This is a genomic window from Cyanobium sp. T1G-Tous (assembly GCF_024345455.1).
Classification (GTDB): Bacteria; Cyanobacteriota; Cyanobacteriia; order PCC-6307; family Cyanobiaceae; genus Cyanobium_A.
The window spans coordinates 15,329-41,899 of record NZ_JAGQBD010000015.1 but is presented as its reverse complement, the minus strand read 5'-3'; the positions used below and the strand labels follow the sequence as shown (position 1 = coordinate 41,899).

At 65.7% G+C, this 26,571-nt stretch carries 27 protein-coding genes and 1 tRNA gene; 11 read left to right on the top strand and 17 right to left on the bottom strand.

Annotated elements, in window-relative coordinates; translation table 11 throughout:
* Positions 1–76: 76 nt before the first annotated feature.
* Together KBY75_RS09860 and KBY75_RS09855 are read right to left on the bottom strand one after the other, a co-directional pair.
* The gene (locus KBY75_RS09860) at positions 77–352 is read right to left on the bottom strand and encodes an HU family DNA-binding protein (protein ID WP_006911342.1); all 276 of its coding nucleotides are present in this window, start codon (positions 350–352) and stop codon (positions 77–79) included.
* A 192-nt stretch (positions 353–544) separates the two neighbouring features.
* On the bottom strand, positions 545–1,216 hold the full coding sequence (locus tag KBY75_RS09855; protein WP_255023778.1) for an MBL fold metallo-hydrolase: 672 nt from the start codon (positions 1,214–1,216) through the stop codon (positions 545–547).
* A 202-nt stretch (positions 1,217–1,418) separates the two neighbouring features.
* Between KBY75_RS09855 and KBY75_RS09850 the strand changes: the two genes are divergently transcribed.
* Positions 1,419–3,485 carry a glycogen-debranching protein gene (locus KBY75_RS09850; protein ID WP_255023801.1) on the top strand — a complete coding sequence of 689 codons (2,067 nt, stop codon included), beginning with the start codon at positions 1,419–1,421 and terminating at the stop codon, positions 3,483–3,485.
* Between the two features lie 2 nt (positions 3,486–3,487).
* Here KBY75_RS09850 and KBY75_RS09845 read toward each other — a convergent pair.
* Positions 3,488–3,558, bottom strand: a tRNA-Gly gene (locus KBY75_RS09845).
* Between the two features lie 98 nt (positions 3,559–3,656).
* Between KBY75_RS09845 and KBY75_RS09840 the strand changes: the two genes are divergently transcribed.
* From KBY75_RS09840 to plsY, 5 genes are read left to right on the top strand one after another with little or no spacing between them, the layout of a single operon-like run.
* Positions 3,657–5,021: an MFS transporter gene (locus KBY75_RS09840; RefSeq protein WP_255023777.1), complete on the top strand. Its 1,365-nt coding sequence runs from the start codon at positions 3,657–3,659 to the stop codon at positions 5,019–5,021.
* Positions 5,022–5,035: 14 nt separating this feature from the next.
* A complete protein-coding gene (locus KBY75_RS09835; RefSeq protein WP_255017243.1) occupies positions 5,036–5,782 on the top strand; it encodes an ABC transporter permease in 747 nt (248 codons plus the stop codon).
* Positions 5,782–6,216 (top strand): DUF3119 family protein, encoded by a 435-nt coding sequence (locus KBY75_RS09830; RefSeq protein ID WP_255023776.1) that lies wholly within the window; start codon positions 5,782–5,784, stop codon positions 6,214–6,216. The genes KBY75_RS09835 and KBY75_RS09830 overlap by 1 nt, the downstream gene beginning before the upstream one ends.
* Entirely contained in the window at positions 6,209–7,123 is a 915-nt protein-coding gene (locus tag KBY75_RS09825; RefSeq protein WP_396098180.1) for a DUF3086 domain-containing protein, read from the top strand. The genes KBY75_RS09830 and KBY75_RS09825 overlap by 8 nt, the downstream gene beginning before the upstream one ends.
* A 50-nt stretch (positions 7,124–7,173) precedes the next feature.
* Entirely contained in the window at positions 7,174–7,773 is a 600-nt protein-coding gene (plsY, locus tag KBY75_RS09820) for a glycerol-3-phosphate 1-O-acyltransferase PlsY (protein WP_396096676.1), read from the top strand.
* 100 nt (positions 7,774–7,873) lie between these two features.
* Here the strand turns inward: plsY and proC are convergent, their stop codons facing one another.
* The 6 genes from proC to der all read right to left on the bottom strand — a co-directional run bounded on the left by proC (position 7,874) and on the right by der (position 12,589).
* On the bottom strand, positions 7,874–8,665 hold the full coding sequence (proC, locus tag KBY75_RS09815; protein ID WP_255023775.1) for a pyrroline-5-carboxylate reductase: 792 nt from the start codon (positions 8,663–8,665) through the stop codon (positions 7,874–7,876).
* Between the two features lie 7 nt (positions 8,666–8,672).
* Positions 8,673–9,224: a cell division protein SepF gene (locus KBY75_RS09810; protein WP_254942772.1), complete on the bottom strand. Its 552-nt coding sequence runs from the start codon at positions 9,222–9,224 to the stop codon at positions 8,673–8,675.
* A 93-nt stretch (positions 9,225–9,317) separates the two neighbouring features.
* Positions 9,318–10,016: a YggS family pyridoxal phosphate-dependent enzyme gene (locus tag KBY75_RS09805; protein WP_396096489.1), complete on the bottom strand. Its 699-nt coding sequence runs from the start codon at positions 10,014–10,016 to the stop codon at positions 9,318–9,320.
* Positions 9,961–10,227: a PipX family protein gene (locus KBY75_RS09800; protein ID WP_106502177.1), complete on the bottom strand. Its 267-nt coding sequence runs from the start codon at positions 10,225–10,227 to the stop codon at positions 9,961–9,963. Before KBY75_RS09800 ends, KBY75_RS09805 begins: the two co-directional genes overlap by 56 nt.
* A 51-nt stretch (positions 10,228–10,278) precedes the next feature.
* The gene (locus KBY75_RS09795; protein WP_254935661.1) at positions 10,279–11,211 is read right to left on the bottom strand and encodes a CbiQ family ECF transporter T component; all 933 of its coding nucleotides are present in this window, start codon (positions 11,209–11,211) and stop codon (positions 10,279–10,281) included.
* Positions 11,212–11,224: 13 nt separating this feature from the next.
* Positions 11,225–12,589, bottom strand: a complete 1,365-nt coding sequence (der, locus tag KBY75_RS09790; RefSeq protein WP_106502008.1) for a ribosome biogenesis GTPase Der — start codon at positions 12,587–12,589, stop codon at positions 11,225–11,227.
* A 186-nt stretch (positions 12,590–12,775) separates the two neighbouring features.
* On the opposite strand from der, the gene KBY75_RS09785 reads away from it, so the two are divergent.
* Complete coding sequence (locus KBY75_RS09785; protein WP_255023774.1) at positions 12,776–13,882, top strand: linear amide C-N hydrolase; 1,107 nt, start codon at positions 12,776–12,778, stop codon at positions 13,880–13,882.
* 22 nt (positions 13,883–13,904) lie between these two features.
* On the opposite strand, the gene KBY75_RS09780 is transcribed toward KBY75_RS09785, so the two are convergent.
* The gene (locus KBY75_RS09780) at positions 13,905–14,384 is read right to left on the bottom strand and encodes a DUF1823 family protein (protein ID WP_255023773.1); all 480 of its coding nucleotides are present in this window, start codon (positions 14,382–14,384) and stop codon (positions 13,905–13,907) included.
* Between the two features lie 225 nt (positions 14,385–14,609).
* Between KBY75_RS09780 and KBY75_RS09775 the strand changes: the two genes are divergently transcribed.
* Positions 14,610–15,020: a tellurite resistance TerB family protein gene (locus KBY75_RS09775; RefSeq protein WP_255023772.1), complete on the top strand. Its 411-nt coding sequence runs from the start codon at positions 14,610–14,612 to the stop codon at positions 15,018–15,020.
* 63 nt (positions 15,021–15,083) lie between these two features.
* On the opposite strand, the gene KBY75_RS09770 is transcribed toward KBY75_RS09775, so the two are convergent.
* On the bottom strand, positions 15,084–16,238 hold the full coding sequence (locus KBY75_RS09770; protein ID WP_255023771.1) for an MFS transporter: 1,155 nt from the start codon (positions 16,236–16,238) through the stop codon (positions 15,084–15,086).
* 64 nt (positions 16,239–16,302) lie between these two features.
* On the opposite strand from KBY75_RS09770, the gene KBY75_RS09765 reads away from it, so the two are divergent.
* On the top strand, positions 16,303–17,670 hold the full coding sequence (locus tag KBY75_RS09765; RefSeq protein ID WP_255023770.1) for an MmgE/PrpD family protein: 1,368 nt from the start codon (positions 16,303–16,305) through the stop codon (positions 17,668–17,670).
* Here the strand turns inward: KBY75_RS09765 and KBY75_RS09760 are convergent.
* The 4 genes from KBY75_RS09760 to KBY75_RS09745 are packed head-to-tail and all read right to left on the bottom strand — an operon-like array spanning position 17,657 to position 21,769.
* On the bottom strand, positions 17,657–18,445 hold the full coding sequence (locus KBY75_RS09760; RefSeq protein ID WP_255023769.1) for a hypothetical protein: 789 nt from the start codon (positions 18,443–18,445) through the stop codon (positions 17,657–17,659). The two genes, KBY75_RS09765 and KBY75_RS09760, sit on opposite strands and share 14 nt — an antisense overlap.
* Entirely contained in the window at positions 18,442–19,647 is a 1,206-nt protein-coding gene (locus KBY75_RS09755; RefSeq protein ID WP_255023768.1) for an FAD-dependent monooxygenase, read from the bottom strand. The genes KBY75_RS09760 and KBY75_RS09755 overlap by 4 nt, the downstream gene beginning before the upstream one ends.
* An 8-nt stretch (positions 19,648–19,655) precedes the next feature.
* Positions 19,656–20,561: a hypothetical protein gene (locus tag KBY75_RS09750; RefSeq protein WP_255023767.1), complete on the bottom strand. Its 906-nt coding sequence runs from the start codon at positions 20,559–20,561 to the stop codon at positions 19,656–19,658.
* Positions 20,558–21,769 carry a cytochrome P450 gene (locus KBY75_RS09745; RefSeq protein ID WP_255023766.1) on the bottom strand — a complete coding sequence of 404 codons (1,212 nt, stop codon included), beginning with the start codon at positions 21,767–21,769 and terminating at the stop codon, positions 20,558–20,560. Before KBY75_RS09745 ends, KBY75_RS09750 begins: the two co-directional genes overlap by 4 nt.
* A gap of 187 nt (positions 21,770–21,956) precedes the next feature.
* Between KBY75_RS09745 and dusB the strand changes: the two genes are divergently transcribed.
* Both dusB and KBY75_RS09735 read left to right on the top strand, forming a co-directional pair.
* Complete coding sequence (gene dusB, locus KBY75_RS09740; RefSeq protein WP_396098190.1) at positions 21,957–22,997, top strand: tRNA dihydrouridine synthase DusB; 1,041 nt, start codon at positions 21,957–21,959, stop codon at positions 22,995–22,997.
* Positions 22,994–25,072 carry a glycosyltransferase gene (locus KBY75_RS09735; RefSeq protein ID WP_255023764.1) on the top strand — a complete coding sequence of 693 codons (2,079 nt, stop codon included), beginning with the start codon at positions 22,994–22,996 and terminating at the stop codon, positions 25,070–25,072. The genes dusB and KBY75_RS09735 overlap by 4 nt, the downstream gene beginning before the upstream one ends.
* Here KBY75_RS09735 and KBY75_RS09730 read toward each other — a convergent pair.
* A complete protein-coding gene (locus KBY75_RS09730) occupies positions 24,960–25,742 on the bottom strand; it encodes a DUF4079 domain-containing protein (RefSeq protein ID WP_255023763.1) in 783 nt (260 codons plus the stop codon). The two genes, KBY75_RS09735 and KBY75_RS09730, sit on opposite strands and share 113 nt — an antisense overlap.
* Before the next feature lie 56 nt (positions 25,743–25,798).
* On the bottom strand, positions 25,799–26,542 hold the full coding sequence (gene cobI / locus KBY75_RS09725; RefSeq protein WP_255023762.1) for a precorrin-2 C(20)-methyltransferase: 744 nt from the start codon (positions 26,540–26,542) through the stop codon (positions 25,799–25,801).
* Positions 26,543–26,571: the final 29 nt, after the last annotated feature.

Sequence of the window (26,571 nt, the reverse complement as noted above, 5' to 3'; positions counted from 1 at the left end):
CAAGGATCCACTCTGCCGTGGGCACAAAAAAAGCGGCCCCCAGGGGCCGCCGTGGCAGGAATTACCTGAAACCAGATCAGCCCTGGACGCGATCTTTGAACATCTTGCCGGCGGTGAAGGCAGGCACCCGCTTGGCGGGGATCTTGATCTTCTCGCCGGTCTTGGGGTTCAGACCCTGGCGGGCAGAGCGCTCACGGGGCTCGAAGGAGCCGAAGCCCAGGATTGACACCTTCTTGCCTTCCACGACCGAGTCGATGATGGTTTCGATGGCGGCGTCGACGACTTGGGAGACGTCGGTCTTAGTGAGCTCGGTGCGGGCGGCAACGAGGTTGACGAGATCAGCTTTGTTCATGGGAATAGGAAGCCTCGGGGGTGGCGGTCGGTTTGCGACGAAAGGTGGCGAGTCGGAAAACCCCGACCGGCCCTGAGATGAGCGCGCCAATGGTATGGGGCTCTGGACGCTGCTGCAACACAGAAGTGCTCTGCCGCAACGGTTTTCGTGACAATTTCCCCACATGGGGGCTCTAGAAGGGCCCCAAATGGCTCAAAAGACGAGCCCAGCTAGCAGCTCCGCCCCCCCATGGACGAGCTTGTCGCCCCGCAGGGCACCAAGCCCGCCACCACTGGCGATCCAGTCGGGAGAGCCCGCCGGCAACCAGCTGCGCAGCCGCTCCAAACTGGCCAGCTGGCGGGGCCAATGGAAGGTGCGCGCCGTGCGCAAGGGCGCCAGCGCAGCTGGTCCGGTTGGTAACAGCAAGCGCCCACAAAACAGGCCATCGACTGCTCCAGCACGCACCAGCAGCACGCAGGAGCCGGGCGTGGGCCCGGGGGTCCAGAGCAGCTGGACCCCGGGCGCCAGGGTCAGCTGCTCGCCAAAGGTGCTGCACCCCTGCACACCCGGCAGCAGGTAGGCCTCCTGCTCCTGCACCAGCACAGACCAGCCCAGGGCCTCCTGCAAGCGCCGGCAGCGGCCGTGGCCCTCGCGGCTAGTGAGCACGAGCTGGCCTGGCCCCACCAGCTCAGTGCGCTGGCGCAACATCGCCAGATTTGCCTCAGTGAATCCCGGACAGTCGACCAGCAGATCTCCGCTACCTCCATAGGCAGACGCCTCCAGCAGCCAGCTGCTTCCCCCCTGGCTATCGCGGCTGGGGGCGAACAGCCACAGACCAGGGCGCACCTGCTGAGGCGGCCGGCCGGTTTCGGGGGGTTGGGTCAACTGGGTCAACTTGTTTAAGCAGGTGGCGCGGGCCAAAACAGGGCAAGGAGTGGAGCCCAATCCGTCCGGAGACGGGCACCTCAGGCCACTGCCTGCTGCCCCAGACCAGATTCGCGCCTAGCGTCATCGCAGCAGGCTCGGCCCCTTGACGGTCCAATTCAACAGTCCTGAGCTAGCTCCACCTCCGAATCACCACCAAGGGATTCACATCGGCCACCCCTGGCCGCTGGGGGCAAGCCTCACCAGCCGTGGTGTCAACTTTTCGGTGGTGGCCCCTCTAGCCACCCGGATTGAGCTGCTGCTGTTCGCCGACGGCGAGGCGAGCGAACCTGCGCGGGTGGTGGAACTGGACCAGCGGCACCGCTCTGCTGATCACTGGCATGTGGAGGTGGAGGGTCTGGGCCTGGGCAGCTGTTACGGCTACCGGGCATTTGGGCCGTTGCAGCCGGGCGGCCATGGCTTCAATCCGTCCAAGGTGCTGCTTGACCCCTGTGCCCGAGCGATCGCCGGCTGGCAGAGCTACCAGCGTGGCGGCGCCGTTGGGGCGGCACCCAACACCGGCCACTGCCTCAAGGGAGTGGTAACCGAGCGCGACCGCTTTGATTTCCATCACGCCCCCCGGCCGCGTCACAGCTGGCAGAAGAGCGTCGTCTACGAAATGCACGTGGGTGGCTTCACCCAGGGCCCGGGTTGTCCCGTGCCGGCCCAGCTGCACGGCAGCTTGCTTGGGCTGATCCCCACCATTCCCTACCTGAAGGATCTGGGCATCACCACCATCGAGCTGCTGCCGGTGATGGCCTTCGATCCCAACGACGCCCCGGCCGGACGCCACAACTATTGGGGCTACAGCCCCTTGAGCTGGATGGCGCCCCATCCCGACTATCTGGTGGGCGATGACCCGCTCAGCGGCCGCGACCAGGTGCGGCAACTGGTGACCGCCTGCCACCGGGCCGGCATCGAAGTACTGCTGGATGTGGTCTACAACCACACCACCGAGGGCAATCAGGATGGGCCCACCCTCAGCTGGCGCGGTTTCTGCGACCGCCTTTACTACCAGCAGAGCGCCAAAGGCGATTACCAAGATGTGAGCGGCTGCGGCAACACCATTGCGGCCAATCGGCCGCTGGTGCGGCGGCTGATCCTGGAATCGCTGCGCTGCTGGGCCACGGAGCTGGGCATTGATGGCTTTCGCTTCGACCTGGGCATCGCCCTCAGCCGCGGCGACAACCTGGCCCCCCTGGACTCGCCGCCCTTATTCGAGGACATGGAGGCCGACCCGGACCTCAGCGACCTGAAACTGATCAGCGAACCCTGGGATTGCGGCGGCCTCTATCGGCTCGCCGACTTCCCCGCCCGCCGGGTGGCCACCTGGAACGGCCGCTTCCGCGACGACCTGCGTCGCTTCTGGAAGGGTGATGAAAAAACCTGCTGGACCATGGCCCAGCGCCTGAGCGGCAGCCCAGACCTTTTCACCAACACACCGGTGCATCCGGGTCAGTGCATCACCTTCTTGACCGCCCACGACGGCTTCACCCTGGCCGATCTGGTGAGCTTCAACGGCAAGCACAACCTGGCCAACGGTGAGGACAACCGCGACGGCGATAATCACAACAACACCTGGAACCACGGTGTAGAGGGCCCCAGTTCCGATCCAGCCATCACGACCCTGCGCGAGCGCCAGCTGCGCAATCTGCTCACAAGCCTGCTGCTCGCACCGGGAGTGCCGATGCTGTTGATGGGTGATGAGGTGCGCCGCAGCCAGGGCGGCAACAACAACACCTGGTGCCAGGACAACCCCCTCGGCTGGATGCACTGGCAACCTGATAGGGGCGACCTGGCCCTACGCCTGTTTCTGCAACGCCTGCTGCAATTGCGGGCCCATCTGGCCGGGCTGTTCAACCCCGAGCTGCCCCTTGATGACAAACCCCAGCGGCGCAGCGGCGATCGGGGCCACCTCTGGCGCCAGTGGCACGGCGTCGAATTAGACAGCCCGGACTGGGCAAGCTGGTCCCACACCCTGGCCTGGAGCCTCAACGACAGTCACCAGGGCCCCTTGGTTTGGTGCGGCATGAACGCCTACAGCAAGGCGATGCACTTTGAACTGCCCAGCTGCCGCCAGGGTTGGCTGCGGGTGATTGACACGGCCCTACCCCCCGGCGAAGACCTGCCTTCCGAGCCTGAGGCATGGCTGCCGACCGGCGCACCCCTGCAAAGCCGCAGCCTGATGCTGCTGGTGGCGGCCCCGCTGCTGGAAGGCCGGAAGCTTTAAAGAGCGGGCGGCGGGAATCGAACCCGCATCATCAGCTTGGAAGGCTGAGGTTTTACCACTAAACTACGCCCGCGACAGTACATGCGTACGAGTCACATGCCTTGATGCTGTTACCGAAGTAACCCAGCTCAGACATTATGGCCTGCCCACCCCAAGCCCCAAGCGGCCCCGATGAATACAGCTGAAGAACCAAGCTTGGGGCAGGCAGCCCGGCGTCGCCTGCTGTGGAGCTATGGCCTCGGCGACATCGGCACCGGCATGGCTGCCACCCAGCTGGGCTTCTACCTATTTGTTTTTTACACCGGTGTGGCCGGGCTGCCGGCCTGGATGGCGGGCCTGGTGCTGATGGTGCTGAAGGTGTGGGATGGCATCAACGACCCCCTAGTGGGCTGGCTCAGCGACCACACCAAGCACCCCTGGGGCCCGCGGCTGCCCTGGATGGCTGGCAGCGCCATTCCCCTAGGCCTGGCGCTGGTAGCGATGTGGTGGGTTCCTCCGGGGGGGGACTGGCAGAAGTTCGCAATTTTGGTGGCGATTCAGCTTGTGGCCATGGGGCTTTACACCTGCGTCAACCTGCCCTACTCGGCCCTGGCCTCCGAGCTCACCAGCTCCACCCAGCTGCGCACCCAGCTGAATGCCAGCCGCTTCACCGGATCGATCCTGGCTGGATTAGCCGGCTTGGTGCTGGGAGCCCTGCTGGTGGGCCAGGGCGCGGAGGGCTACCTACGTATGGGCTGGGTGTCCGGACTAACCCTCACGGTTTTCACCCTGCTGTGCTGCTGGGGCCTAGCCCCCTTCACCCGCAACTGCCAGCGGCCAACGGGCCAGCCGGAACCGATCCGGCGCCAACTACAGCGCATCGCCGCCAACCCTCGCTTTCTCAAGGTGCTGGGGCTTTACCTGCTGCTCTGGTGTGCCCTGCAGCTGATGCAGCCGGTGTCGCTGATTTTCCTGGCCGTGGTGATGCAGCTGCCGGAGAGCTGGAGCACCTGGATCCTGATTCCCTTCCAGCTCAGTGCCCTGGCGGGGCTGCAGCTGTGGAGCCGGGTGGCAGGGCGCCACGGCCGTGTCTGCGCCCTGCGCTGGGGCACCGGGCTTTGGATTGCCGGCTGTCTGGGAGCAAGCCTGCTGGTGCCCCTCGATGGCAGCACTGCCCCACTGGGCAGCTTCAGCAATGGCATCTCCCTAGGCCTACTGGTGCTCACGATCATGGTTACGGGCCTGGGAGCCTCCACCGCCTACCTGATCCCCTGGGCCCTGTTGCCCGACGCGATCGATGCCGACCCCGACAAACCGGCGGGGCTCTACACCGCCTGGATGGTGGTGACTCAAAAACTGGGCATCGGTGTGGCCGTGTTTGCCCTTGGTAATGGGCTGAGCCTCAGCGGCTACCAGGCCGCCCAGGGACTAGCCCAGCCGACTACTGCCCTCACCACCATCCGCCTATGCATGGGCCTGATTCCGGCCGTGCTGATCGCCGCTGGCCTGCTGGTGATGCGACGCTGGCCGGAGAAAGGCCTGCACCGCCAGCCATGAAGCGCCCCGCCTGGCTGACAACACCGCGCTGGCTAAGGCGCCTGGGAGCCAGCCTTCTGGTTGGCGGCCAGGCGGTGAGCGCCATCGCCAAGGGGCGCATCGGCTTCAACGATCTGATGCAAGAGCTGATGGAAGCCGGCCCCGGCAGCTTCCTGATCGTGCTGATCACGGCCTTGGCTGCGGGCACCGTGTTCAACATCCAGGTGGCAGCGGAACTCTCCAAACAGGGTGCCAGCGCCACGGTGGGCGGTCTATTGGCCCTGGGGCTGTCACGGGAGATCGCGCCCCTGCTCACCGCCACCCTGCTCACCGGCAAGGTGGCCACGGCCTATGCGGCCCAGATCGGCACCATGAAGGTGACTGAGCAGATCGACGCAATCACGATGCTGCGCACCGACCCCGTGGAGTACCTGGTGGTGCCCCGGGTGCTGGCCATGGTGATCATGGCGCCGGTGCAATGCCTGCTGTTCTTCTGGGTGGGGATCTGGTCGGGCCAGGTGAGCAGCACGCTGCTCTACAACATCCCCCCGGCGGTGTTCTGGAACTCGGTGCGCACCTGGATGGAGCCCAACGACCTGCCCTCAATGCTGCTCAAAGCCCTGGTATTCGGGCTGCAGATCGCCGTGATCGCGTGCGGCTGGGGACTCACCACCCGGGGTGGTCCCAAGGAGGTGGGCACCAGCACCACCGGCGCCGTGGTCATGATCCTGGTCACAGTCGCCCTGATGGACGCCCTGCTCACCTCGCTGCTATTCAGCTGATGACCTCCCCTGCTCCCGGCACTAGCGGCGTGGTGCTCGAGCCCGCCTACGGCGTATCCCTAGGCGTGATTGGCCTGGGATTGGCAGCCCTGGCCCTAACGCCGCTTTGGACTGGGGCCATCTGGCTCAGCCTGGTCGTAGCGGTGTTCGGTTTGTTTCTGCTGCTGCAAACCCGCCTGCTGCGGCTGGAATTTGGCGGCGATGCCCTGCTGGTGTGGCGTCAACAGACCCTGCTACGCCGCTTCCCATACCAGGAGTGGCTGAGCTGGACAATCTTTTGGCCGGGTCTGCCGGTGCTGTTTTATTTCCGTGAACAGGGCAGCATCCACTTCCTGCCAGTGCTCTTTGATGCAACCAGCCTGCGCCAGCAGCTGGAACAGCACCTGAGCCAGCTCCCCCCCGCAGCACCTCCCGATTCCTCAAGCGATGTCTGACGACCCCAGCCAGGCTTCCCCCACCCCTGAGCGCCCGGAGATGCCCTCCCCAGCCCCATGGCAGGAGCTGGCCCTTACGGAGCTGCAGCAGCAGCGCACAGCCCTGCTCGAGGAGATCCGCCAGCTGGAAGCTCGCCGCGGCCAGATCCAAAAGGAGATCGAAGCGAGCTTTGCCGGTCAGGCCGATGGGGTGGCCAGGCGGCTCAAGGGCTTCCAGGACTACCTGGTGGGAGCCCTGCAGGATCTCGCCGTGGCCGCCGAGCAGGTAGAGCTGGTGCCCCAGCAGGTGCTAGTGCAGCCCTCCCCCCTCGACCAGATCAGCAGCACCCCCGTAGCCAGCCAACCCTTAGAGGCGGTGGCGGCCGCGGGGCTGTTTGGCCCAGACGAAGTCCTGATTCGCGAGCGCCTGGCGGGCTTTGGCGGCCAGCCCGACTTCTACGCCGATCCCTGGCAGCTGCGCCGCACCCTGGATGCCAGCGGGGCCGCCCTGCTCGACGACTGGTTCCTGGGCCAGGGCGGCCGGGGCGCCCAGCCCAGCTGCGGCAGCCGCAGCCGCAATGCCCTCGTCGCCGCCGCCGCCATCGCCATCCTCGGCGAGCTCTATGGCGAGCGCTTCCAAACCCTGGTGCTGGCCAGCCAGCCGGAGCGTCTGGGGGAGTGGCGACGCGGCCTACAGGATTGCCTGGGCCTTTCCCGCGAGGATTTCGGACCGAGCAGCGGCATCGTGCTGTTTGAGCGGGCCGATGCCCTGGTGGAGCGGGCCGACCGCCTCGAAGAGCGGGGCGAGCTGCCCTTCATCGTGGTGGATGCGGGCGAGCCGGTGATCGAGATCCCGATCCTGCAGTTTCCGCTCTGGCTGGTCTTCGCGGCCGGCCCCGGCGAACTTATGGCCGACGAAACCTATTAACCCCAGCCACCGTGACCCTCCCAACAGCCGTGACCCTGCTCACTCTGGCCATGCTGATCGCCGGCTACCTGCTCGGCTCAATCCCCAGCGGTTACCTGGCGGGGCGCTGGCTGGCTGGCCTCGACATCCGCCGCGAGGGTTCCGGCTCCACCGGTGCCACCAACGTGCTGCGGGTGGTCGGCAAGGGGCCGGCCCTGGCGGTGTTCTTAGTGGATGTGCTCAAAGGCGCCGCCGCCGTGCTGCTGGCCAAGACCCTGCTCGACCCCTTTGGCGTTGGCGTAGTACTGGCTGGCCTAGCGGCGCTGGCTGGCCACATTTGGCCGGTGTGGCTGGGCTGGAAGGGTGGCAAGGCGGTGGCCACCGGCCTGGGGATGTTGCTGGGGCTCACCTGGCCGGTGGGGCTGGCCTGCTTCGGCATCTTCTTGGCCGTGCTCAGCCTCAGCCGCATCGTGTCCCTATCCAGCGTCGTGGCGGCGCTGGCCCTGCCCCTGCTGATGCTGGGCTGGTTTGCTGATCAGGGGCTGGGTCTGCGCTGGCCATACCTGGGCCTGGCCCTGCTCACCACCGTGCTGGTGCTGTGGCGCCACCGCAGCAACATCAAAAGGCTGCTAGCCGGCACCGAACCCAGACTGGGGGCTTCCAAGGACTGATCAAGACAAGGACTGATCAAGACAAGGTCTGATCAAGACAAGGTCTAATCGAGACAAGGTCTGATCAAGACAAGGACTGATCGAGACCCCAAGCTCGCGTTCAGGCCAGCTCGCGGCTGCGCTGGGCAGCAGCCAGCACGGCCTCGATCAAGGCTGAGCGCAGGCCAGCTTTTTCCAGCTGACGCAGACCGGCGATGGTGGTACCAGCCGGGGAGCTCACCATGTCCTTGAGCTGGCCAGGATGGAGATCGCGCTCCTCCAGCAGGGCGGCGCTGCCAGCCAGGGTGCGGTGAGCCAGCCGCTGGGCTAGGAGCCTCGGCAAGCCGGCAGCAACAGCGCCATCGGCCAAGGCTTCGGCTACCACCGCCACAAAGGCGGGCCCAGATGAGGTGAGCGCCAGAAAGGCATCGAGCTGGGCTTCAGGCAGCTCGTGCACCTCGCCCACCTGGGCGAAGAGCTGCTGCACCCAGCGGCGCTGGTCTGAGGGCACCTCGGCGCCAAAGGCCAGGCCCGTGAGGCCCGCCCGCACCAGGGCCGGGGTATTTGGCACGGCGCGCACGCACTGCCAGCCGGGAAACAAACGCTGCAGCCGCGCCAGGGTGACCCCGGCGAGCACGGAGATCAGCAGTCCGCCCGAACCACCAGCCGCCGCCGGTGCCACGGCCTCGAGCTGCTGGGGCTTGACCGCCAGCAACACCACCGGCGCAGACCAGGCTGCAGCTGCATCAGTAGCCACGGCCAAACCGTGGGCTTGGGCCAGGCAGGCGGCCGAGGCTTCGCTGGCGACAACTGCCCGCACACCCTCGCGCTGCACCAGACCTGCTTCCAGCAGGGGAAACAGCAAAGCCTGGGCCATACGGCCCAGGCCCACTACGCCGAAGGTTGGCGTCACAACCGGCCTAAATGGCGGCGTCCTGGCGGCCCCAGGCCGGGCTGGGGGCCGCGTCCTGCTGGGGCTCGCTGATCTCGCGGCTCACGATCGTGGGCGAAGAGGCCTCGTCGCTGGTGGCGTTGGTCACCGTGACGCAGCTAGGCGCAAACAGAAAAATGCTTTCACCCACCCGCTCCTGGTGGCCGTCAATAGCGAAGGTGCCGCCTGCCACAAAATCCACGGCGCGCTGGGCCTGATCGGGCTCCATCATCGTGAGGTTGAGGATCACGGTCTTGCGCTCGCGCAGGGCCTGAATGGCGCGGGGCATTTCATCGAAGCTGCGCGGCTCCATCAGGGTCACCTCGGCAACGGCCGTGGAAAGGCCGGGCATGCCGATCACGTTGGTGCCGGCAAAAGGATCGTCAGCGCCGAAATCGGAGCTCAGGGCTAGGGCACTAGAGCGACTGGTGTAGCTCGGCTCAGGCTGCTCGCCGCCGTCGTAATCGAGCTCATCGTCGTAGTCGCCATCGAGATAGTCGTCTCCTGAGACAACGGCACGCAGACGGGAAAACAACGACACGAACTGAACCTCACAGGTTGCTTTCTACCTGAATAGCGTCCCACACCAATCGCGGCAAGGCTTTCAAGCGGAGATTGGCACCTTGTGGAGGAATTAATGAATTTGGCGCGGGCCAAACAGGCCGCTACCAATGCGAACCCAGGTGCTGCCAGCCGCAGCCGCCTCGGGCCAGTCGCCACTCATACCCATCGAGCGCTCCGGCAGGCCCAGCTGCGTCGCCAGGGCGTCGCACTCACCAAACAGGGCCCGGCGCTCGGCCTCGCCCAGGCCCAGGGGCGCCAGGGTCATCAGGCCCAAGGGCTGCAGGGGGGCTAAGCCAGCCAGCTCGGGCCAGTGCTGGCAGAGCTCAGCGGGCTCAAAGCCCGTCTTGGCGGGATCGGGGCGAAATTTCACCTGAAAAAACACCGCCGGCTGGCGCTGCTCCTCGGCGGCGATGCGGGCCAGGCGCCTAGCCAGCTCAAGGCTGTCGAGGGAGTGGATGGTGCCGAAGTGGCGCACCACACCCCGGGCCTTATTGGCCTGCAGCCGGCCGATGAAATGCCAGTCGAGGGGCGCCAGATCGGCCAGCTCGGCCTGCTTGAGCACCGCCTCCTGCAGGCGACTTTCACCAAAGCTGCGCTGGCCGGCGGCCACCGCTTCGCGGATCCGATCAGCGGGCTGACCCTTGCTCACCGCCAACAGGCGGCAGCCTGGCGGCAGCTCGGCCTGGAGGGCGGCCAGTCTCCCGGCCAAGGATTCAGATGAAGGTCTGATCAAACAACTGACGCCAATGGGCGTGGGCCTCGGGACCATCGCGGCGGGAGCGCACCAGATTTTGCTCAGCAAAGTGGCGAGCATCCATCAGCGGCACCACCTCAAAGGTGGCGCCACGGGGCTGCAGGGTGACGACGAAAAAAATGCGCTGGGCATAGAGGGTGGCGAACAGATCCCGGCCTTCGGAAACCGCCGCCACCCGATAGAGCATCCCGAAGGTGGGATGGTTGAGGTAGCGCTCCGGACTCACAAATGCGCTGCTCGTCAATGCGCTGCTCACCGATGCGGTCGAACTTGGCCATTAAAGGTCACCGACTTTCCAACGCAGCAGGAGCATCAGCAGCAGCAAGCCCGCCGCCGTGGCGTTGAGCAGGCCCAAGCCCCGCCCCGCAACTGCTGGTCGCAGCAGCTGGTCGGGCGGCAGCCAGACCCCGCCGCGGGCCAGCAGCGCCTCAGCTCCCTGCTCGGCGCGCAGCAACACATTGGCCAGCAGCCGCTCTCCCAGGGCCAGCACCAAAGCCAAGCCCCCCTTCCAGCCCAGCTGCTTGAAATTCACGGCGCGGGTTGCAATAGATCGCAACAGGTTTTGCAACTCCTCCTGCACCAGGGGCAGGAAGCGCAGGGCCAGTAGCAGGGTGAAGCCAAGCCGCTCCACCGGCAGGCCCAGCCGGGCCAGGGGCGCCAGCAGCCAGCTGATCGCCCACACCAACTGTTCGGGGGAGGTGCTTAGCAGCAGCAGGTTGGCGCTGTGCACCAGGGTGAATAGCAGCGTGGCGCCGTTGAGGCCCAGCTCAGCTGAACGGCGGGTCACCAGTAGGGGGCCAGCGCGCAGCAGCACCCAGGGGGTGCCGGCTCGCTCTGGCGGCGGGCTACCAGGGGGGCCGGGCTGGAGCCGCAACTCCGCCGGCGGCCGCTGCAGGGCTGCGGGTGCCGCCGTGCCCGCCGGCAGCAGGGCCGCTAGGGCACCCACCAATAGGGCCAGGGCCAGTAGCAGCGGCACGCTGCGGCGCCATAGCCGCCAGCTGAGCCCGCTAGCGGCGGTAATCAGCAGCAACAAGCCCACCAGGCTGAGACGCCAGAGCGGTCCTGCCAGGATCGGCGTTACTAAAAAAATCAGACTCCAGGCCAACTTCAGGCGCGGATCAAGCCGGCGCAACCAGCTGCCACCCGTGGCCGCCTCCGCCGGATCCGGGGCGGCAAATTGGCCGATGGGGATCTGGCGTAAAAAATCCACCTAAGCGCAGGCCCTAGCGCCCACGAGTCTGGCTGCGGGCCAGCTCCTTCTCAGCATCGCGCTGCTGCTTACCGCGCCAGAACAGCTTGATCGGCGTGCCCTCAAAGCCCAGGCCCTCACGGATCTGACGCTCCACATAGCGGCGATAGGTTTCACCGAAAAGCCTCGGCTCATTGACAAACAACGTGAAACTGGGGGGCCGCACCGCCACCTGGGTGCCGTAGTAGAGGCGGCCCTGGCGGCCACCACGGCTGGTGGGCGGCGTGCGCCAGCTGAGCGCTTCGGTGAGCACCTCGTTCACCACCGAAGTGGTGACGCGGCGGCGGTGCTGCTCCACCGCCAGCAGGGCTAGGGGGAAGATCGCCTGCACCCGCTGGCCGCTGAGGGCCGAGGTGAACAACATCGGCGCCCAGTCGAGGAAATAGAGCTTGGCGCGGAGCTCCTTCTCCATCGCCGGCATGGTGTGACTGTCTTTTTCAATGGCATCCCACTTATTCACCACCACCACGCAGGCGCGGCCGTCCTCTTCGATGCGGCCAGCCAGGCGCTGGTCTTGCTCGGTGACGCCATCGAGGGCGTCAATCACCAGCACGCACACATCGGAGCGCTCGATCGCCTTGAAGCTGCGGCTGATGCCGAAGTATTCGGGGCCGTAGCTCACCGAACGGCGGCGGCGGATGCCGGCCGTATCGAGCAGTTTCCAGGTTTTGCCCTCCCGCTCGATCGTGGTGTCAATCGTGTCGCGGGTGGTGCCCCGAATCGGGCTGACGATCGCCCGGTTTTCACCGCACACCGCATTGAGCAGGCTGGATTTGCCCACATTGGGCCGGCCGATGATCGCCAGCTGAATCGGCTCTTCGCCCTCGTCTTCTTCGGTGGGGGGCAGATAGCTCACCACCTTGTCGAGCAGGTCGCCGGTGCCAGCACCGTGAATCGCCGAAATCGGGAAGGGCTCGCCCAGACCCAGGCCCCAAAACTCGGCCGCCATAGCCAGGCCCGCATCGGGCGACTCGCACTTATTCACCGCGAGCATGGTGGGAACCCCCTGGCCCCGCAGCCACTCGGCAATCGACTGGTCGGCGGCGGTGCAACCCTGCTGACCATCAACAACAACCAGGGCCACGGCCGCCTCGGCCAGGGCCAGGTTTGCCTGCTCGCGAATCTCCGGCAGAAACTCGCTGTCGTCGTCAAACACCAGGCCGCCGGTGTCGACCACCCGGAAGGTGCGATCGGCCCAGTAACCCTCTTGATAGGTGCGATCCCGCGTCACGCCGGGCGTGTCGTGCACGATCGCTTCGCGGCTGCGGCAGAGCCGGTTCACCAGGGTGGATTTGCCCACGTTGGGGCGGCCAATAATGGCAACGACCGGTAAGGCCAAGGGAGGTATTCCTACGTCTGTCCTGTATTGACCCTACAGAGAGACCCGGCGGGGGCTGCCGCTGGGCAATGAACTGGGGTTCGATCGAGGCCAGCGCTCGGGAGTTACGAAGAAATCCCGCGACCTTCAATCCACCCCCGTCCAGGGAACCTAAAAACCTGCTGCAAGCAATCCACCGCCGTAATCGTGATCAAGCGCGCCCAAATCGCCCTGATGGCCTTGGTGCTCTCTGCCCTGCAAACGGGCACCAGTCAAGCCTGCACCAGCTTCACCCTGAAGGGGAACGACAACGGGCGCATCTACGGGCGCACTATGGAGTTTGGAATGCCAATGCAAAGCAAGGCGATCCTGATCCAGCGCGGCACGAAGCTCATAGGTATTGGCCCAAACGGCAAGTCTGAAAGCGGCAAGCCATGGACCACGCGCTACGCCGTGGCTGGCCTGAATGTTCTAGGCCTCGACATGGTGGTCGACGGTATGAACGAGAAGGGGCTCTCCGGCGGCATGCTGAATTTCCCCGGCTGGGCCAAGTACCAGAACGTATCTGCCGCTCAAGCCCGCAACTCAATCGTGAGTTGGCAGATGCTTACCTACGTGCTCAGTCAGTTCGGCACGCTGGATGAGGTGAAGGCCGGGCTGCCGAAGGTATTGGTTAATGGAGCGACACTGGCGTCCTTCGGCGGAACTGTGGGGATTCATATGACCCTGCATAACAACCAAGGCCGCTCCCTCTCGGTGGAATACATCGACGGCGCCCTGCAACTGAAGGAGAACCCCACTGGCGTCTACACCAACAACCCACCCCTGGCATTTCACCTAGCGAGTGTGGGCGATGCCGCCAACATGAGCAATCTGCCGGCGCCAACTCTCAAGGTCGGCGGGATGGCCTTGCCTCCCGCCAGCTCAGGTGAAGGCTTCTATGGATTGCCGGGAGATTTCCTCTCCTCTTCACGCTTCGTGCAGGCCTTCACCTTCGCCCGCTTCGCGCCTACGAATCTGAGCACGCAGCAGCAGGTAGGCACCGCATTCCGCATCCTGGGGCAGTTCGATCTGCCGCCCGGAAGCATCAGTCTTCCCGTGGGTAGCGCCTACGGCGGGGCCGACACATCGGCGAGCTACGAAATCACCGAGTGGACGGCCGTGGCCGACATGAAGAACCTCGTGTACTACATCCAGACCTACGACAACCCAGATCTGCGCAGCCTCAGGTTCGATCAGTTGCCTCTGGCGGGCGGGCAGATCAAAACGATGCCCTTGGATCAACCCATGCGCATCACCACCCTCATGCCCTGAGGGTGGCCGAATCGTCCAGGCCTCAAGCCACCGGCAGATCGCCGGGGTGCCCGGCCACCGGATTAACAGGCTCTGCCAGCAGCTGAGGCAGCGGCCCGTTGTCGGGCAACGGCTCACCCCGCTCCGCTAGGTGGGCCAGCAGCCAGTTCACGGCGGTGGCGCGGCGGGTGCGGCGCGGGTAGAGCTCTCCGATCGTGTAGCCCGCAAAACCCAGCTGCTGCTTGAGCAGCTGCTTGTGCTCCTTGGCGATCGAGCGGGTGAGGGCCACCGAAGGAGGCCGCTCGGCGATGAACTGGGGTTCAAGGGGGAAGGACTCCCGCCAGCCAGCGCTGGTAGCCGGGCCGGCGCTCCAAGTGCCGGAGCCATTCAGCTCATATCCCAGGCGCGGCCAGATCAGCTCACACACGAAGCGATCGCTGGTGCGGTCGGCCAGCACCGCCTCCAGCAACTCTCGGCTCAAGGGGTAGGGCACGGCAGCGGGGGCGGCCTGAGCGGAAGCCATCGGCCTGAAGCATCACAATCGGATCACCATGATCACCTCTTTGCCCCGCCAGTTCCCCTGCAGTGAACTGGGAACGGCATCAACATGGACTGATTGGAGCAGAAAATCGCCAAGCAAGTTGGTGACAGTGGCCTGATCCACGAGCTCGAGCTTGCCGTCCACGTCAAGGAGACGGTGGCGCGCTTCACCTCGAATGCTGCAATGGCTTTTCCATGCGGCTGGTCCATGACTCCCGGTGAAGCCTTTGCCGCCATTGCCCTGGCGGCCATCGCCTGCGACGGCTCCATGGATCGCCAAGAGGCGGTGGCCCTGCGAGGCCAGCTGAACAAGCGAACGCCTTTTCGTGACCTCAGTGATGACTCCATGGGGAGCCTGTTTGATCGCCTGATTGCGCAGATTCGTGATCAGGGTTGGGAGAGCTTGATCAACGAGGCTCTGCCTCAGCTGACCCTTTCCCAGCAGGAGACTGCACTAGCCATGGCAGCCATGCTGGTCCACTGCGATCGCGTCGTTGATCCAGCAGAAGATGCCATGCTGCGTCTGATGGCGAGTCAACTCAAGCTGCCCGAAGGCCGAGCTGCTCAGATTCTTGATGTAATCAATGTGCTGAGTCGGGACAGCCTGGCGAGTAACTGATCAACCGAATAGGTGCACAGGCCTGATCTCAAAGTCCCACCTCACCCAATGCTGCATGCCGGTTCAGCCCACCGGAGCAAAGCGCTGGTGACGCCGCTGCGCCACCAGCGCCAGGAAGACCAGGGCGAGGCTGAAGCCCGTGGTGCCTTGCCATCCCCAGCCGCCCCAGAACCGCGCTACCAGCGCCGAGCAGACCGCAGCTCCTGAATAAGCGCTAAAGAAAAGCAGGCAACCCAAACGGCTTCGGGCCTGGGGGTCGAGGCCGAACACCCGAGACTGGTTGGCCACATAACAACCCTGAACTCCCAGATCGAGACAGGTGAGGCCGATCAGGATTGCAGCGATAGAGCCACCAGCAAACCAGAGGAAGGAGACTCCCACGAGCGACATCATGGTGCCGATCACCACCACAGTCCAAGCGGCTCGCCGATCCACTAGGCGACCGATCCAAGGTGCGGCGCCAATACTGATCAATCCAACCAGTCCGAAGCTGCCGATCTGGGCCGGACCGAACTGCCAGGGAGGCTCAGAAAGATGAAGCGCCAGCGCACTCCATAGGGCCATGAAGGCGCCAAACTGAAGGCCCTGGGAGAGACAAGCTCGTCGCAATTCCGGATGGCGGCGCAGCAGTCCCGGCTGGGAGCGTTGCAACTGCCAATACGAGAGGACTCCGGAAGGCTGCTCCCTTGGCAGCAACAGCCGGAACAGCAGCGCTACCGCCAGCATCACAAAAGAGGAGAAGGCAAATACAGTCCGCCAGCCAAAGCTCTCGCCGATCACTCCACTCAACGAGCGCGACAGCAGGATTCCACCAAAATGGCCGCTGAGCACAGTGCCGAGCAGGCGACCTCGAACAATTTCGGGCACCAAGCCTGAAAGATAGGCCGGCAAAAGGTAGGGAACCAAGGTAAACAGCCCGAGACAGAACCAGGCCACCAGCAGCCATTGAAAGCCCGTAAGCAGGGCAAGCGCACCGGCGGCCGCCGCCGTGCCCAAGGACGCCAAAATCAGCATGGTGCGACGGTTGACCCCATCACCGATCGGCAGAATGAATAGCAAACTGAGTGCCAATCCTGCCTGCGTCGCCATCGGGCCCAACACCACCTGGCCGGCAGTCAGATTCATGTCGGTGGCGATCAGGGGCAGCAACGACTGTGAGTAGAAGAGATTGGCAACACACAATCCCGCCACCACGGCCAGCAAGATCGAAGGCGGCATCGTGGCAGCGAAAACTAGCTTTTCAGCCTAGGGCTGAGATTCCGCTTTCCATACCGCTCCCGTGATGCCCTCCCTCTCCCATCGGGCCAATGCCCTCTTCGATGCTCTGGAGCAGCGCTTCGATGCCGGCAATGCAGCAACGGCAGACCTGCATCGGTGCCTGCGGCTCGTGCTGGTGGACACCATGGCGGTAGCCGTTGCTGGCCTGGGGCAGCCGGCCCTGCAGGCCCTGCAGGAGCAGCAGCAAAGGCTGGCCCCAGGGTCCGTGGCTCTGCCGGGTATGGGGGTCTCCCTATCGGCAGCTGCCGCAGCCCAGGTACTTGCGGCGGCAGCCTGCTGGGACGAGCTGGTAGAGGGCTATGCCCCCGCCCATGGCCGGCCAGCGCTGCACGTGGTGCCGGTGTGCATGGCCCTGGGGGAGGCGCTTCAACGGCCCCTGGGGTCCGTACTGATGGCGCTGCTGCAGGGCTATGAATTGGGCGCTCGCTTCGGTGAGGCCTACCAGGTACCGGCAGGAGAGCATGTGGACGGCACCTGGGGCACCGTGGCGGCGACCGTGGCGGCCAGCGTCCTACTGCAGCTCCCCGCACCGCAGCGGGCCGGAGCCCTGACTGCAGCCCTGACCCAGATGACCCGCAGCCTGTTCCGGCCGGTCGGGGAGGGCGCCACCAGCCGGTTGCTCCACCCTGGCCTAGCGGCAGCCCGAGGGATTGACCTGGCCCTGGCGGCCGGGGCCGGTTTTCGCGGTCCTGATGGGCTGGAGCAAGATCCCATTCTGAACGCCCTGTGGCGTCATCCGCCGGATCTGGGCGATCGCCCCGGCAGCGCGGTCGAGTCTGGCTACGTGAAGCTGTGGCCGGGAGCGCGGCATCTCCACTACGCCTCTGCAGCGGCGCTGCGCTGGCGGCAGCTCCGCGAGGGAGCCCTGGAGCGCTCCCCCTGGTCGGCGCAGCAGCCGGGTTTGATTCGCCTGCGCACTTACGGCGATGCATGCACCTACTGCGATCACCCCCAACCACGCAATCGCATCCAGGCTCAGTTCAGCCTGCAGTACGCGGTGGCCGCGACCTTGTTATGGGGCGAACTGCAGCCAGCGTCGTTCGAGGAGGAGCGGCTGACAGATCCGCGGCTGGTGAGCCTGCTAAAACAAATCCGCGTGGAGGCGGCCGACGACCACCCCGGCCGCTGGGCCGAACTGATTGTCCGGGAGCCCGGCGGACCCGATGACAGCGCGCTGGTGCTCGGCCTGCCCGGCGATCCCAACATGCCGATCGGCGAGCCTGAACGGCTGGCCAAGGCCCGCGCTCTGATGGAGCCGCTCCTAGGTTCAGCTGGGGCCGGCGCCCTCATACAGCACTGGCTGGAGGCCTCGCTCCAGGCACCGCTGCTGCCGCCTGGCCACCTCCTATGGGGCGGGATCAAAAGGGATTGAAGAGGTTGTCGACTCCGGCGGCATCACTGCAGCGGGCGAAGCCCTCGAGCCTGGCCAGCAGCTGCCGGTACTGGTCGGTGCCGCGATGGCTACTGGCTGGATCGCAGCGCAGCAGCCAATCGGCAGCACAGAGATTGGAGGAGATCAGCGGAGCAGGGAAGGACTGCACCACCTGGCCCATCGCCGCGATGGTGAGCATGCCCGTCCCGGAGAGCAACACGACCGTCTGCGGTGGGGGCGCAATGGAGGTGAGGTAGTCCACGATCTCAGCCTGCTGGATCCCGTAGGCATCGCTCGAGCCGAGGGTCGCCAGGATCGAACGACTGACGGTCACATCGAAACCGGCTGCCAGCCAATACGCCTCCGCCTCGGCGATCAACCAGTCGGGATAGGGCAACTCGAGCTGAATTCGCTGAAAGCCGAGCCGTTGCAACAGCTCCAGTACTGCCAGGCTGCAGGTCTGGAAGGGGATACCAAGTTCACGGCTGGCCGCGGCGCAGCGACGGCGATCCTCCTCTGGCCCGAGCCGGTAGTTCGAGCCGGTGCAGCCCACAAGAATTCCCGCAAGCTGCAGGTTGCCGAAGCGTCGCGCCGTATCTAGATAAGAGTCAAGGTAGAGAAGATTGCGCGCAGCCAGATCCTCACCTGGGAACCAGGGCAATCGGGAGGTGTAGACATAGGGCGATTGGCCGGTGAGCGCATGGATCTCCACCTCGAGGGTGGGATTCGCCGGGGGAACGATCAACCCCACGGCCGCAGAGGGACGCTCACTCATGGCGGTGCGATTAGATCCAAAAGAGAAGCTTGGCGGAGCCTAAGGCCGCTCTCCAGCTGATCAGAACCTTCACCTGCTAGCTGAGGACTGCGGCCATCGAGGGGGGTGCCCCCGGCCAGCAGCCGAGAGGTGCGCGGCAGCAGAGCGTCGAGAGTGTGTCCTTGCCACTGCAGGGCCCATCGCGCCAAGGCCTGATTGGTGGAACCCGCAGACGACCCTGATGCCAGTGCCTCGGCCAGGGCCAGGGCCTCAAGCAAGCCGAAATTCATGTTGAGGCCGCCGCGGGTGTTGGTCACGTGAGCGGCGTCGCCCACCACCAGAGCGGCCCCAACCTGGCGCTCGGGCACACAGCGCTGGGCGACGTAGTAGTGATCGATGTGAAGTGGTGTGGCCTGCCACCAAGCTGGCTCGACCAACGAGGCGAACAGCTCCGAAAGCACCGCGCGGGCCCAGGAGTCATCCGCCAAGGCCCGCTGGCATTCGTGTACCAAGGGCCGAAGGATCAGCCGCCACCCCTCCGGCATCCGCAGGACACTGAGCGAGCGGGCCACCGTCTGTAGGTAGGTAACGCCTGCCAGACGCTGCGTGATCGCCTCGGGCAGGGCAGGCAGAGTCAGCCGCAGCACCGGTTCGGGCAGATCCACCCCTGCGAAGTCCAGCCCCAGCTGCTGCCTCAGACTGCTCCGGGCTCCATCGGCTACCACCAGCCACCGGCCTGCAAGCTGCACCCTGCGATCACCACCCGTTGCCGTCCGCAGCCGCAGCCGCACACCCTCCCCGGCTTCATTCAATTCCAACACCTCCGCCCGGTGATGCTCCAACAAAGCCACGGGCGGACCACCAGGGGCGGCAAGCCGCTGCAGCAGCAACCGACGCAAGGCCGCCTGCTCAAGATGCAGGCGAAAGGGGTGGAGGGTTTGGGCCGCGATGACGGCGTAATCGAGCTCCTGGTGAATACCGGTGCGGAGATCCCAGGAGCGGATCCGGTCGACCCGAACCCCAGCCGCCACAAGGGGAGCTGTCAAGCCGAGCCCGGCCAATCGGTCGAGCACAGCGGGCTGGAAAGTGGAGGCCCGCGAACGATTCCGGGCCCATGAATGCTGTTCCACCACGGTGCAGGCCAGGCCGCACTGGCGCAGGCGAAAGGCGGTAAGCAGCCCTACCGGGCCGCCGCCCACCACCAGCACAGATGAATTCAGCACAGGAAGCTTCAGCCTGGTCCCGCCGCCAGGAAGGCCTCGGCGGCGTAACCAATCACCCAGCGGGCGCCGCAGCGGCGAAAGGCCGCATGAATCTCCGCCAGGTAGTCGACCAAATCGAGCAGACCAGCCTGGGCGGCTACCACCGCCATGCTGTATTCCCCACTGACGTGATAGACCGCCACGGGTTGGCTGGAGCGGCGGCATGCCTCCGCTAGCACGTCCAGATAGGGCATTGCTGGCTTGACGATGGTGGCTACAGCCCCTTGGGCGATGTCGCACTCGAGCTGGTTAAGGGCTGTCGCAGCGTCGTCATAATCGAATTGGTATGACTTGCGCATCAGACCCAGCCGCGATCCGATCGCCTGGCGATAGGGGCCATACAACGACGAGGAAAACTTGGTGCTGTAAGGCATCAACGCTGCCTCAAACCCGTGCCGATCCAACGCCTGACGGATTGCCCCTGTCTGCTGCGGCAGCGACAGGCAAGGGGCGACGGCGTCCGCCCCGGCCGCGGCGAAGCAGCAGGCCAACTCGATGGCGGCCGCGTAGGAGGCCTCCACAGCGATGTTTCCATCGCGAAGGACCACGCTCTGCCCCGAGGCCTGATAAGGGGACAGACCCACATCAGCGATCAGGGTTACGGCATCGCCCCAGCGGCGGCGTGCACCCTGCAACAGCCTGGTGACACAGAAGTGGGGTGCTCCGGCCAGAGCAAGGCTGGGGGCCTCGTTCACCGCCACCACCAGCCAATGGCTCAGGCCCTGCTCAAGGCGCAGAGCCATGTGGATGAGCGCCGACTCGACACTGTGCACGCTGGAACCAGGAATGGCCGAGGGGCGAGCCTCAGGGGCATCCGAAACGAATATGCATTCGATGTAGTCGAGCCGGCCCGGCGCAGTTTGCAGAGGGGTCAATGTCGGCCCTCCAGGATCAGGCGATCATGACCGCGGAAGCGGTCAGCCACCATGCGCTGAGACGCCATATCGTCACAGGCGAGGGTTTGGAACCGGTCACACAGCGCATCGAGCACCACGGATCCTTCCATCCGGGCGAGATGCAGCCCCAGACATTGGTGAAGTCCAGGCGAAAAACTGAGGTGGGGATTAGGTGCGCGATCGATGCGGAACTCGGTGGGATCAGCGAAGACCTGCGGATCGTGGTTGGCCGCACCCACCAGCACCGTGACCGAATCACCCGCGCGGATCGTGCAGCCGTCGACTTCAAGATCCTCGGTGGCCATGCTGGCGTTCAGCGCCTGAGCCGGCGCATCCCAGCGCAACACCTCCTCAACGGCCGCGGGAATCATGCGGCGGTCTGCCCGCACCTGGGAGTAGATGACGGGATGAATCGCCATGGCCCGTGCCAGGGTACCAATCAACAACCGCAGGGTGTAGATGCTGGCGGAGTAAAAGTTGCTGCTGATAATCAGCAACAACTGGTCGTCGGAGAGACTGACTTCTTCGCTTGGATCGGCAATCAGCCGACTGAGCAGATCGTCGCAGGGATCAGCGCGACGCTTCTGTATCAGGGGCAGAAAATAATGGCGATATGTAGCAATGGCTTCGTCGCCTCCCGTAGCTGTTTCCTCCGTCTGAGTGAGGCCTCGGGCCCGCACAAAACCTGACACTTGTTCGGCCACTTCGAGCTGCTGATCAGCAGGAACTCCCATCAGCTCACTAACCACCATTACAGGCAGAAGATTGGCCAGGGTGGCGACAAGATCAAACCTGGACTGATCCGCCACTGCAGCCAGGCGACGATCAACGAACTGCCGCGTAAATGTTGACAATCCGGCAAGATTGATGCCTCGGTAGGCCTGGGTGACATGCTTGCGCATCCGGTTGTGCTGCTCGCCATCCATATAGGGAATGTCGAGTTTCTGGCGCTCAAAGATGCGCTGAACACCGAAGCGAGCGATTAATTTGTCAAGATGGTTTTGGCGACTGAAGCGAAGATCACGCATGTGCTCAAGCCCCTCTGCATAGGAGAGAATCACCCAAAGCTGGGGACCTTCGCACCAGTGCACTGCACACTCCTGGCGCAGAGCCGCGTAAGTGACATAGGGATCATCAACCCCCGGCAGACAGGGATCTGCACTGAACGCCTCACGGCTTGGATGCATTGTGCTGCAATAGCTCAATTTATTAAAGGGTAACCGTTTAATCAGCATATTTGTTCCGCACGGTCAGCCTCCACTTAATTCTCTGCTGAAAAAATCGAGGCCTAGCTTGAATGCTTGCCCCTGCCGCTATTTGGCCGCCGAGGCGATTGGCATCCCCGCCACGACAATCATGCCTGGATCTTGTGGCATGGCGGCGGCGGATGCTGAGGGCAGACTGGGTCGTGATAGGTCCAGCAACGTGATCCGAGTTTCGGAGCCCTTACTGATCGGCACTGATCAACCCCGCGCCCTGCGCTGCCGGGTGCTGCAGTCGCCTCTGGCGGGGGTGAGCGATCGCATCTTCCGGGCTCTGGTGCGGCGCTGGGCGCCCGATGCCCTGCTGTTCACCGAGATGGTGAACGCCACCAGCCTGGAGCTGGGCTTCGGGCTGCAGAAGGTGGAGGAGCTGGCTGAGGAAAGCGGCCCGATCGGTGTGCAGCTGTTTGATTACCGGCCCGCCGCCATGGCCGAGGCGGCCAAGCGGGCCGAGGCCGCCGGCGCCTTTCTGATCGACATCAATATGGGCTGCCCGGTGAAGAAGATCGCCAAGAAAGGCGGCGGTAGCGGCCTAATCCGCGATCCCGAGCTGGCGGCCCGCCTGGTGGCAAGTGTGGCCGCGGCCGTAGCTCTCCCGGTGACGGTGAAAACGCGGCTGGGCTGGTGCGATGGCAGCGATGCGGTGAGCTGGTGCCAGCGGCTCGAAAATGCAGGCGCCCAGCTGCTCACCTTGCACGGCCGCAGCCGCGAACAGGGCTTCAAGGGTCAGGCCGACTGGGCCGCGATCGCTGCGGTGAAGGCGGCGCTGACGATCCCGGTGATCGCCAATGGCGACATCAACAGCCCCGAGGATGCGGTGCGCTGCCTGGAGCAAACGGGCGCCGATGGGGTGATGGTGGGCCGCGGCACCATGGGCGCCCCCTGGCTGGTGGGCCAGCTCGATGCGGCCCTCAGCGGCCGGCCGATCCCAGCCACCCCCGGCGCCCTCGAGCGCCTCGCCCTGGCGGCGGAGCAGCTGCAGGCCCTGGTGGCGGCCAAGGGCGACCACGGCCTGCTGATCGCTCGCAAGCACATGGGCTGGACCTGCAACGGCTTCCCAGGCGCACCACAGTTGCGCCATGCCCTGATGCTGGCCCCCACGCCGGAAACCGCCCTAGCGTTGCTTGAGAACGCTGCAGCGGGCCTGGAATGACTGCGGAGCTCTGGCTCCCCTGGCTGCTGCTGCTCTGGCCCCTGTGGCTCAGCCGTCGCCCGGAAGCGAGCCGGCCCCTGTGGATGCGCCGCAGCCTGCTGGTGCTGCTGGCCCTGTTCAGCCTGCGCTATCTGCACTGGCGGGTGACGGCCAGCCTCAACCTCAACAGCCCCTTGGCGGCCAGCCTGAGTGTGCTGCTACTGCTGGCGGAGGGCTGGTTGCTGCTCAGCGGCCTGCTGCCGCTGCTGCTGGCCTGGCGCCGCTTCAGCGATGGCCGCGCCGAGGCCGATGCCGCCCAGGCCCGCTGGCAGGCCAGCGACTGGCGGCCCTGGGTGGATGTGCTGATTCCCACCTGCGGTGAACCCTTACCCGTGCTGGAGCGCTGCCTTGTGGGTTGCGGCAGCCTTTCTTATCCGCAGCGCACGGTGTGGGTCCTCGATGACGCAGGGCGGCCAGAAGTGGCAGCGCTCGCCGCGGCCCATGGCTGCCGCTACCACCACCGGCCCCAGCGGCTGCATGCCAAAGCCGGCAATCTCAACGCCGGCCTGGCCCTGGGCGCCGGTGACCTCGTGGCGGTGTTCGATGCCGACTTCGTGCCCCAGCAGCATTTCCTCAACCGCACCATCGGGCTGCTGCTCGACCCGGCTGTGGGCCTGGTGCAAACCCCCCAGTGTTTCTTCAACGCGGATCCGGTGATGCGCAACCTGGGGCTGGAACGCTGGTTGCTGCCCGACGAAGAGAGCTTCTACCGCTGGATTGAGCCCGTGCGCAGCGCCTGGGACGCGGTGGTGTGCGCCGGCACCTCGTTTGTGGTCCGCAGGGCAGCCCTCGCATCGGTGGGAGGGTTCGTGGAGGCCGCCATCTCAGAAGACTTCGTCACCGGCGTTGCCTTGATGGGCCAAGGCTGGCAACTGAAGTACCTGAGCGAAAAGCTCAGTGCCGGCCTGGCCGCCGAGAGCATGCACGATTTCGTGCGGCAGCGGCAGCGCTGGGCCGCCGGAACCCTTCAGGCCCTGCGGCTCCCGCAGGGGCCCCTGCGGGTGGCCAGATTGCACTGGCATCAACGCCTGGCCTTCCTCGAAGGCGGACTGCACTGGTTCAACACCGTGCCCCAGCTGGTGCTGCTGCTGATGCCCCTCAGCCTCGGCCTGCTGGGGGTTCTGCCCGTGCATGTCACCGCGGAGGCCCTTGTAGAGCGCCTCCTCCCCCTCTGGCTGGCCCTGTTGCTGAGTGTGGGTTGGCTCAACCGCGGCAGCCGCCATGCCCTGCTGGCCGAATTGCCCGGCTGGGCCCTGACGGTGCCCCTCGCTACCACGGTGCTGCTCAGCCTCTGGGGCCGGGTGCAACCCTTCCGCATCACCCCCAAACACCGGGTGCGCGAGCGCGGCGGCATCGCCCCCGTGCTGGGCCTGCCCCTGCTCGCCCTCCTGCTGCTCAATGGACTGAACCTCGGGGCCCTGATCCGGGCCGTGCTGGCCGGCCCGATCAGCCCTGGCCAGAGCCTGGGGCTGGCCTGGGCGGGATTGAATCTGCTGGGCCTGCTGGTGGCCCTGCGGGTCTGCTGGGATCGGCCCTGCCCCGATCCCACCCCCTGGCTGGGCCTGCGCCTCGACGTTCAGCTGCTCGGGCCCACGGGCCAGAGTCGCCCCGCCCAGCTGACGGCCATCAGTGAGCGTGGCGCCGATCTGGAGTGTCCGAAGCCCTGGCCAGGGGGACCGGGTTGGCGACTGGTGTTCGCAAGTGCCGCCGGGGGTGCCAGCGGCGTTCCGGCCCTGGCCCTGAAGCCTCTGGCGGAAGCTCCGCTGTCATCGCTGACCAGGCCGATCGGCCCGCCACTGAGCGTGGACTGGGATCCAAGCGATTCCCAAGGTCTGCTCGCCCTGCGCCGCTGGTTGTTCAGCAGGGCGGGGGCCTGGCCCGATCGGCAGGCTCCGCCGGAATGGCTGGCCCTGCTGGCAGTGCTCAGCCAACTGCCCTGGCCGCCCCCACCACCGCAAGCGGGACGGCGAAGCCTGGTGAACCAGGCCCTCCATCCAGACCCTGCGCCTGACCCTGGGGACAGCGGCGGGCCGTGAAGTCGCAGGCATAGATAGCCGGTTTCTGCCAGCTGAGGGGGATCTCCAGCAGGTCGCGGCTGCCGGTGATGCCTTGCACCGCCAGTAACACTGCCACCAGCACATTGGCGCTCACATGCAACCGCCGCATGCGGGGTGAGCGCTGGATCTCCGGACGGGCCGCCATCGCGAACAACAGCAGACCGACGAGGAGGGAGCCACTCCAGTAGTGGGACCCCCAAAACCCTGCGCTGAAGGGGTTGTCACTGACGCGCCAGATCTCCGGTTGGCTGCCCAGGCCCAACAGACCCGCCCAGAGCAACAGGGCAAAGGTGGCCCGCAGGGCCGGGAGACGCACGTGCCACAGGGCCAGGAGGGCAAGCACGCAACCCAGGGCCACCAGCAACAACAGCAGTAGCCGCCCCGCGCCTCCAGGGAAGGCGGCAGCCGGATCGAACCAGCGGTTGAGAAACGAGAACAGCAGCGCGATCAACACCGCCACCACCACGCCGGCCGTCAGCCAACGCCCATGGTCGGCATGTTCCTTCGGCACGGCCACCGGTTGCTTGCTCTGGCCAAGTCGCCGCTCCCGCGCCAGCAATCCAAGCCGGATCGTCGCCCCCACCACCGGGTAGACGAACAGGATGATCAGCACCGGATGCACCAGGGCCAACCAGTCGATCGGGGTCATGCTGCCGTAGGCGGTCAGGTTGAGTCTGGTCAGAACGGCGTGGCCCGTCTACAGCATCAGGGCAACACGTCCGGCCAGCCCTGACGGATCAACAGCAGCGAAAAGTAGGGCTGCTCCTCGGCGGGCACCGCGGCCGCCGCCGCCAGCAGCTGGTCGGGCCAGCCCACGCGCTGGGCAAACAGGCTGCCGGCCAGCAGCCCCCGGGCCTCCAGCAGGGGTCGCACCCAGGCCCAACGGTGCCCGAGCTTCAGCAGAGCCAAGACCGTGCCCTCCCCGGCAGCGTGCTCCAGCAGGGCCTCCAGTTCCCTGGAGGTTTCCGGGGTGGGGCGGATCAGCAGGGCCTCCTGCTGCAGGGCTAGGGGCCAGGGCAACCCCTGGGAGGAGGCGGCCGCCGCGGCCGCGGCCACCGCCGTGATGCCGGGGATCACCGCCACCGGACAGCTGGGATGGCGCTCCGCCAGGGCCAACAGGGCGTAGGAGGCGCTGGCATAGAGGGAGGCGTCTCCCTCGCACAGCAGCACCACAGCCTGGCCAGCAGCCACTTCTGCGGCCAGGGCAGCGGCTGCGGCATGCCAGGCCTGGCGGCGCGGCTCCGCCTCGCTCACCATCGGAAACAGCAGCGGTAGGCGCCGTTGCTCGGGGCTAATCCAGGGGGCGGCGATCTGGGCCGCCATTCCCTCCGCCTCGAGCCGGGCCACCGGGTAGGCGACCACCGCCGCGGCCCCAATGGCCCGCACCGCCGCCACGGTGAGCAGTTGAGGATCACCGGGGCCAACCCCTACCAGGGTGAGGCCTGCCACCGGCGCCAAGACTCCCGGAGATTCTGCCG

Coding starts and splice junctions, on each gene's coding strand:
- plsY (WP_396096676.1), top strand. CDS start 7,174: ATGCTGATCGCCGGCTACCTGCTCGGCTCAATCCCCAGCGGTTACCTG.
- KBY75_RS09735 (WP_255023764.1), top strand. CDS start 22,994: ATGACTGCGGAGCTCTGGCTCCCCTGGCTGCTGCTGCTCTGGCCCCTG.
- KBY75_RS09775 (WP_255023772.1), top strand. CDS start 14,610: ATGACTCCCGGTGAAGCCTTTGCCGCCATTGCCCTGGCGGCCATCGCC.
- KBY75_RS09745 (WP_255023766.1), bottom strand. CDS start 21,769: ATGCATCCAAGCCGTGAGGCGTTCAGTGCAGATCCCTGTCTGCCGGGG.
- KBY75_RS09770 (WP_255023771.1), bottom strand. CDS start 16,238: ATGCCGCCTTCGATCTTGCTGGCCGTGGTGGCGGGATTGTGTGTTGCC.
- KBY75_RS09830 (WP_255023776.1), top strand. CDS start 5,782: ATGACCTCCCCTGCTCCCGGCACTAGCGGCGTGGTGCTCGAGCCCGCC.
- KBY75_RS09860 (WP_006911342.1), bottom strand. CDS start 352: ATGAACAAAGCTGATCTCGTCAACCTCGTTGCCGCCCGCACCGAGCTC.
- KBY75_RS09730 (WP_255023763.1), bottom strand. CDS start 25,742: ATGACCCCGATCGACTGGTTGGCCCTGGTGCATCCGGTGCTGATCATC.
- KBY75_RS09780 (WP_255023773.1), bottom strand. CDS start 14,384: ATGGCTTCCGCTCAGGCCGCCCCCGCTGCCGTGCCCTACCCCTTGAGC.
- KBY75_RS09840 (WP_255023777.1), top strand. CDS start 3,657: ATGAATACAGCTGAAGAACCAAGCTTGGGGCAGGCAGCCCGGCGTCGC.
- KBY75_RS09760 (WP_255023769.1), bottom strand. CDS start 18,445: ATGAGTGAGCGTCCCTCTGCGGCCGTGGGGTTGATCGTTCCCCCGGCG.
- KBY75_RS09825 (WP_396098180.1), top strand. CDS start 6,209: ATGTCTGACGACCCCAGCCAGGCTTCCCCCACCCCTGAGCGCCCGGAG.
- dusB (WP_396098190.1), top strand. CDS start 21,957: ATGGCGGCGGCGGATGCTGAGGGCAGACTGGGTCGTGATAGGTCCAGC.
- KBY75_RS09805 (WP_396096489.1), bottom strand. CDS start 10,016: ATGGTCCCGAGGCCCACGCCCATTGGCGTCAGTTGTTTGATCAGACCT.
- KBY75_RS09765 (WP_255023770.1), top strand. CDS start 16,303: ATGCCCTCCCTCTCCCATCGGGCCAATGCCCTCTTCGATGCTCTGGAG.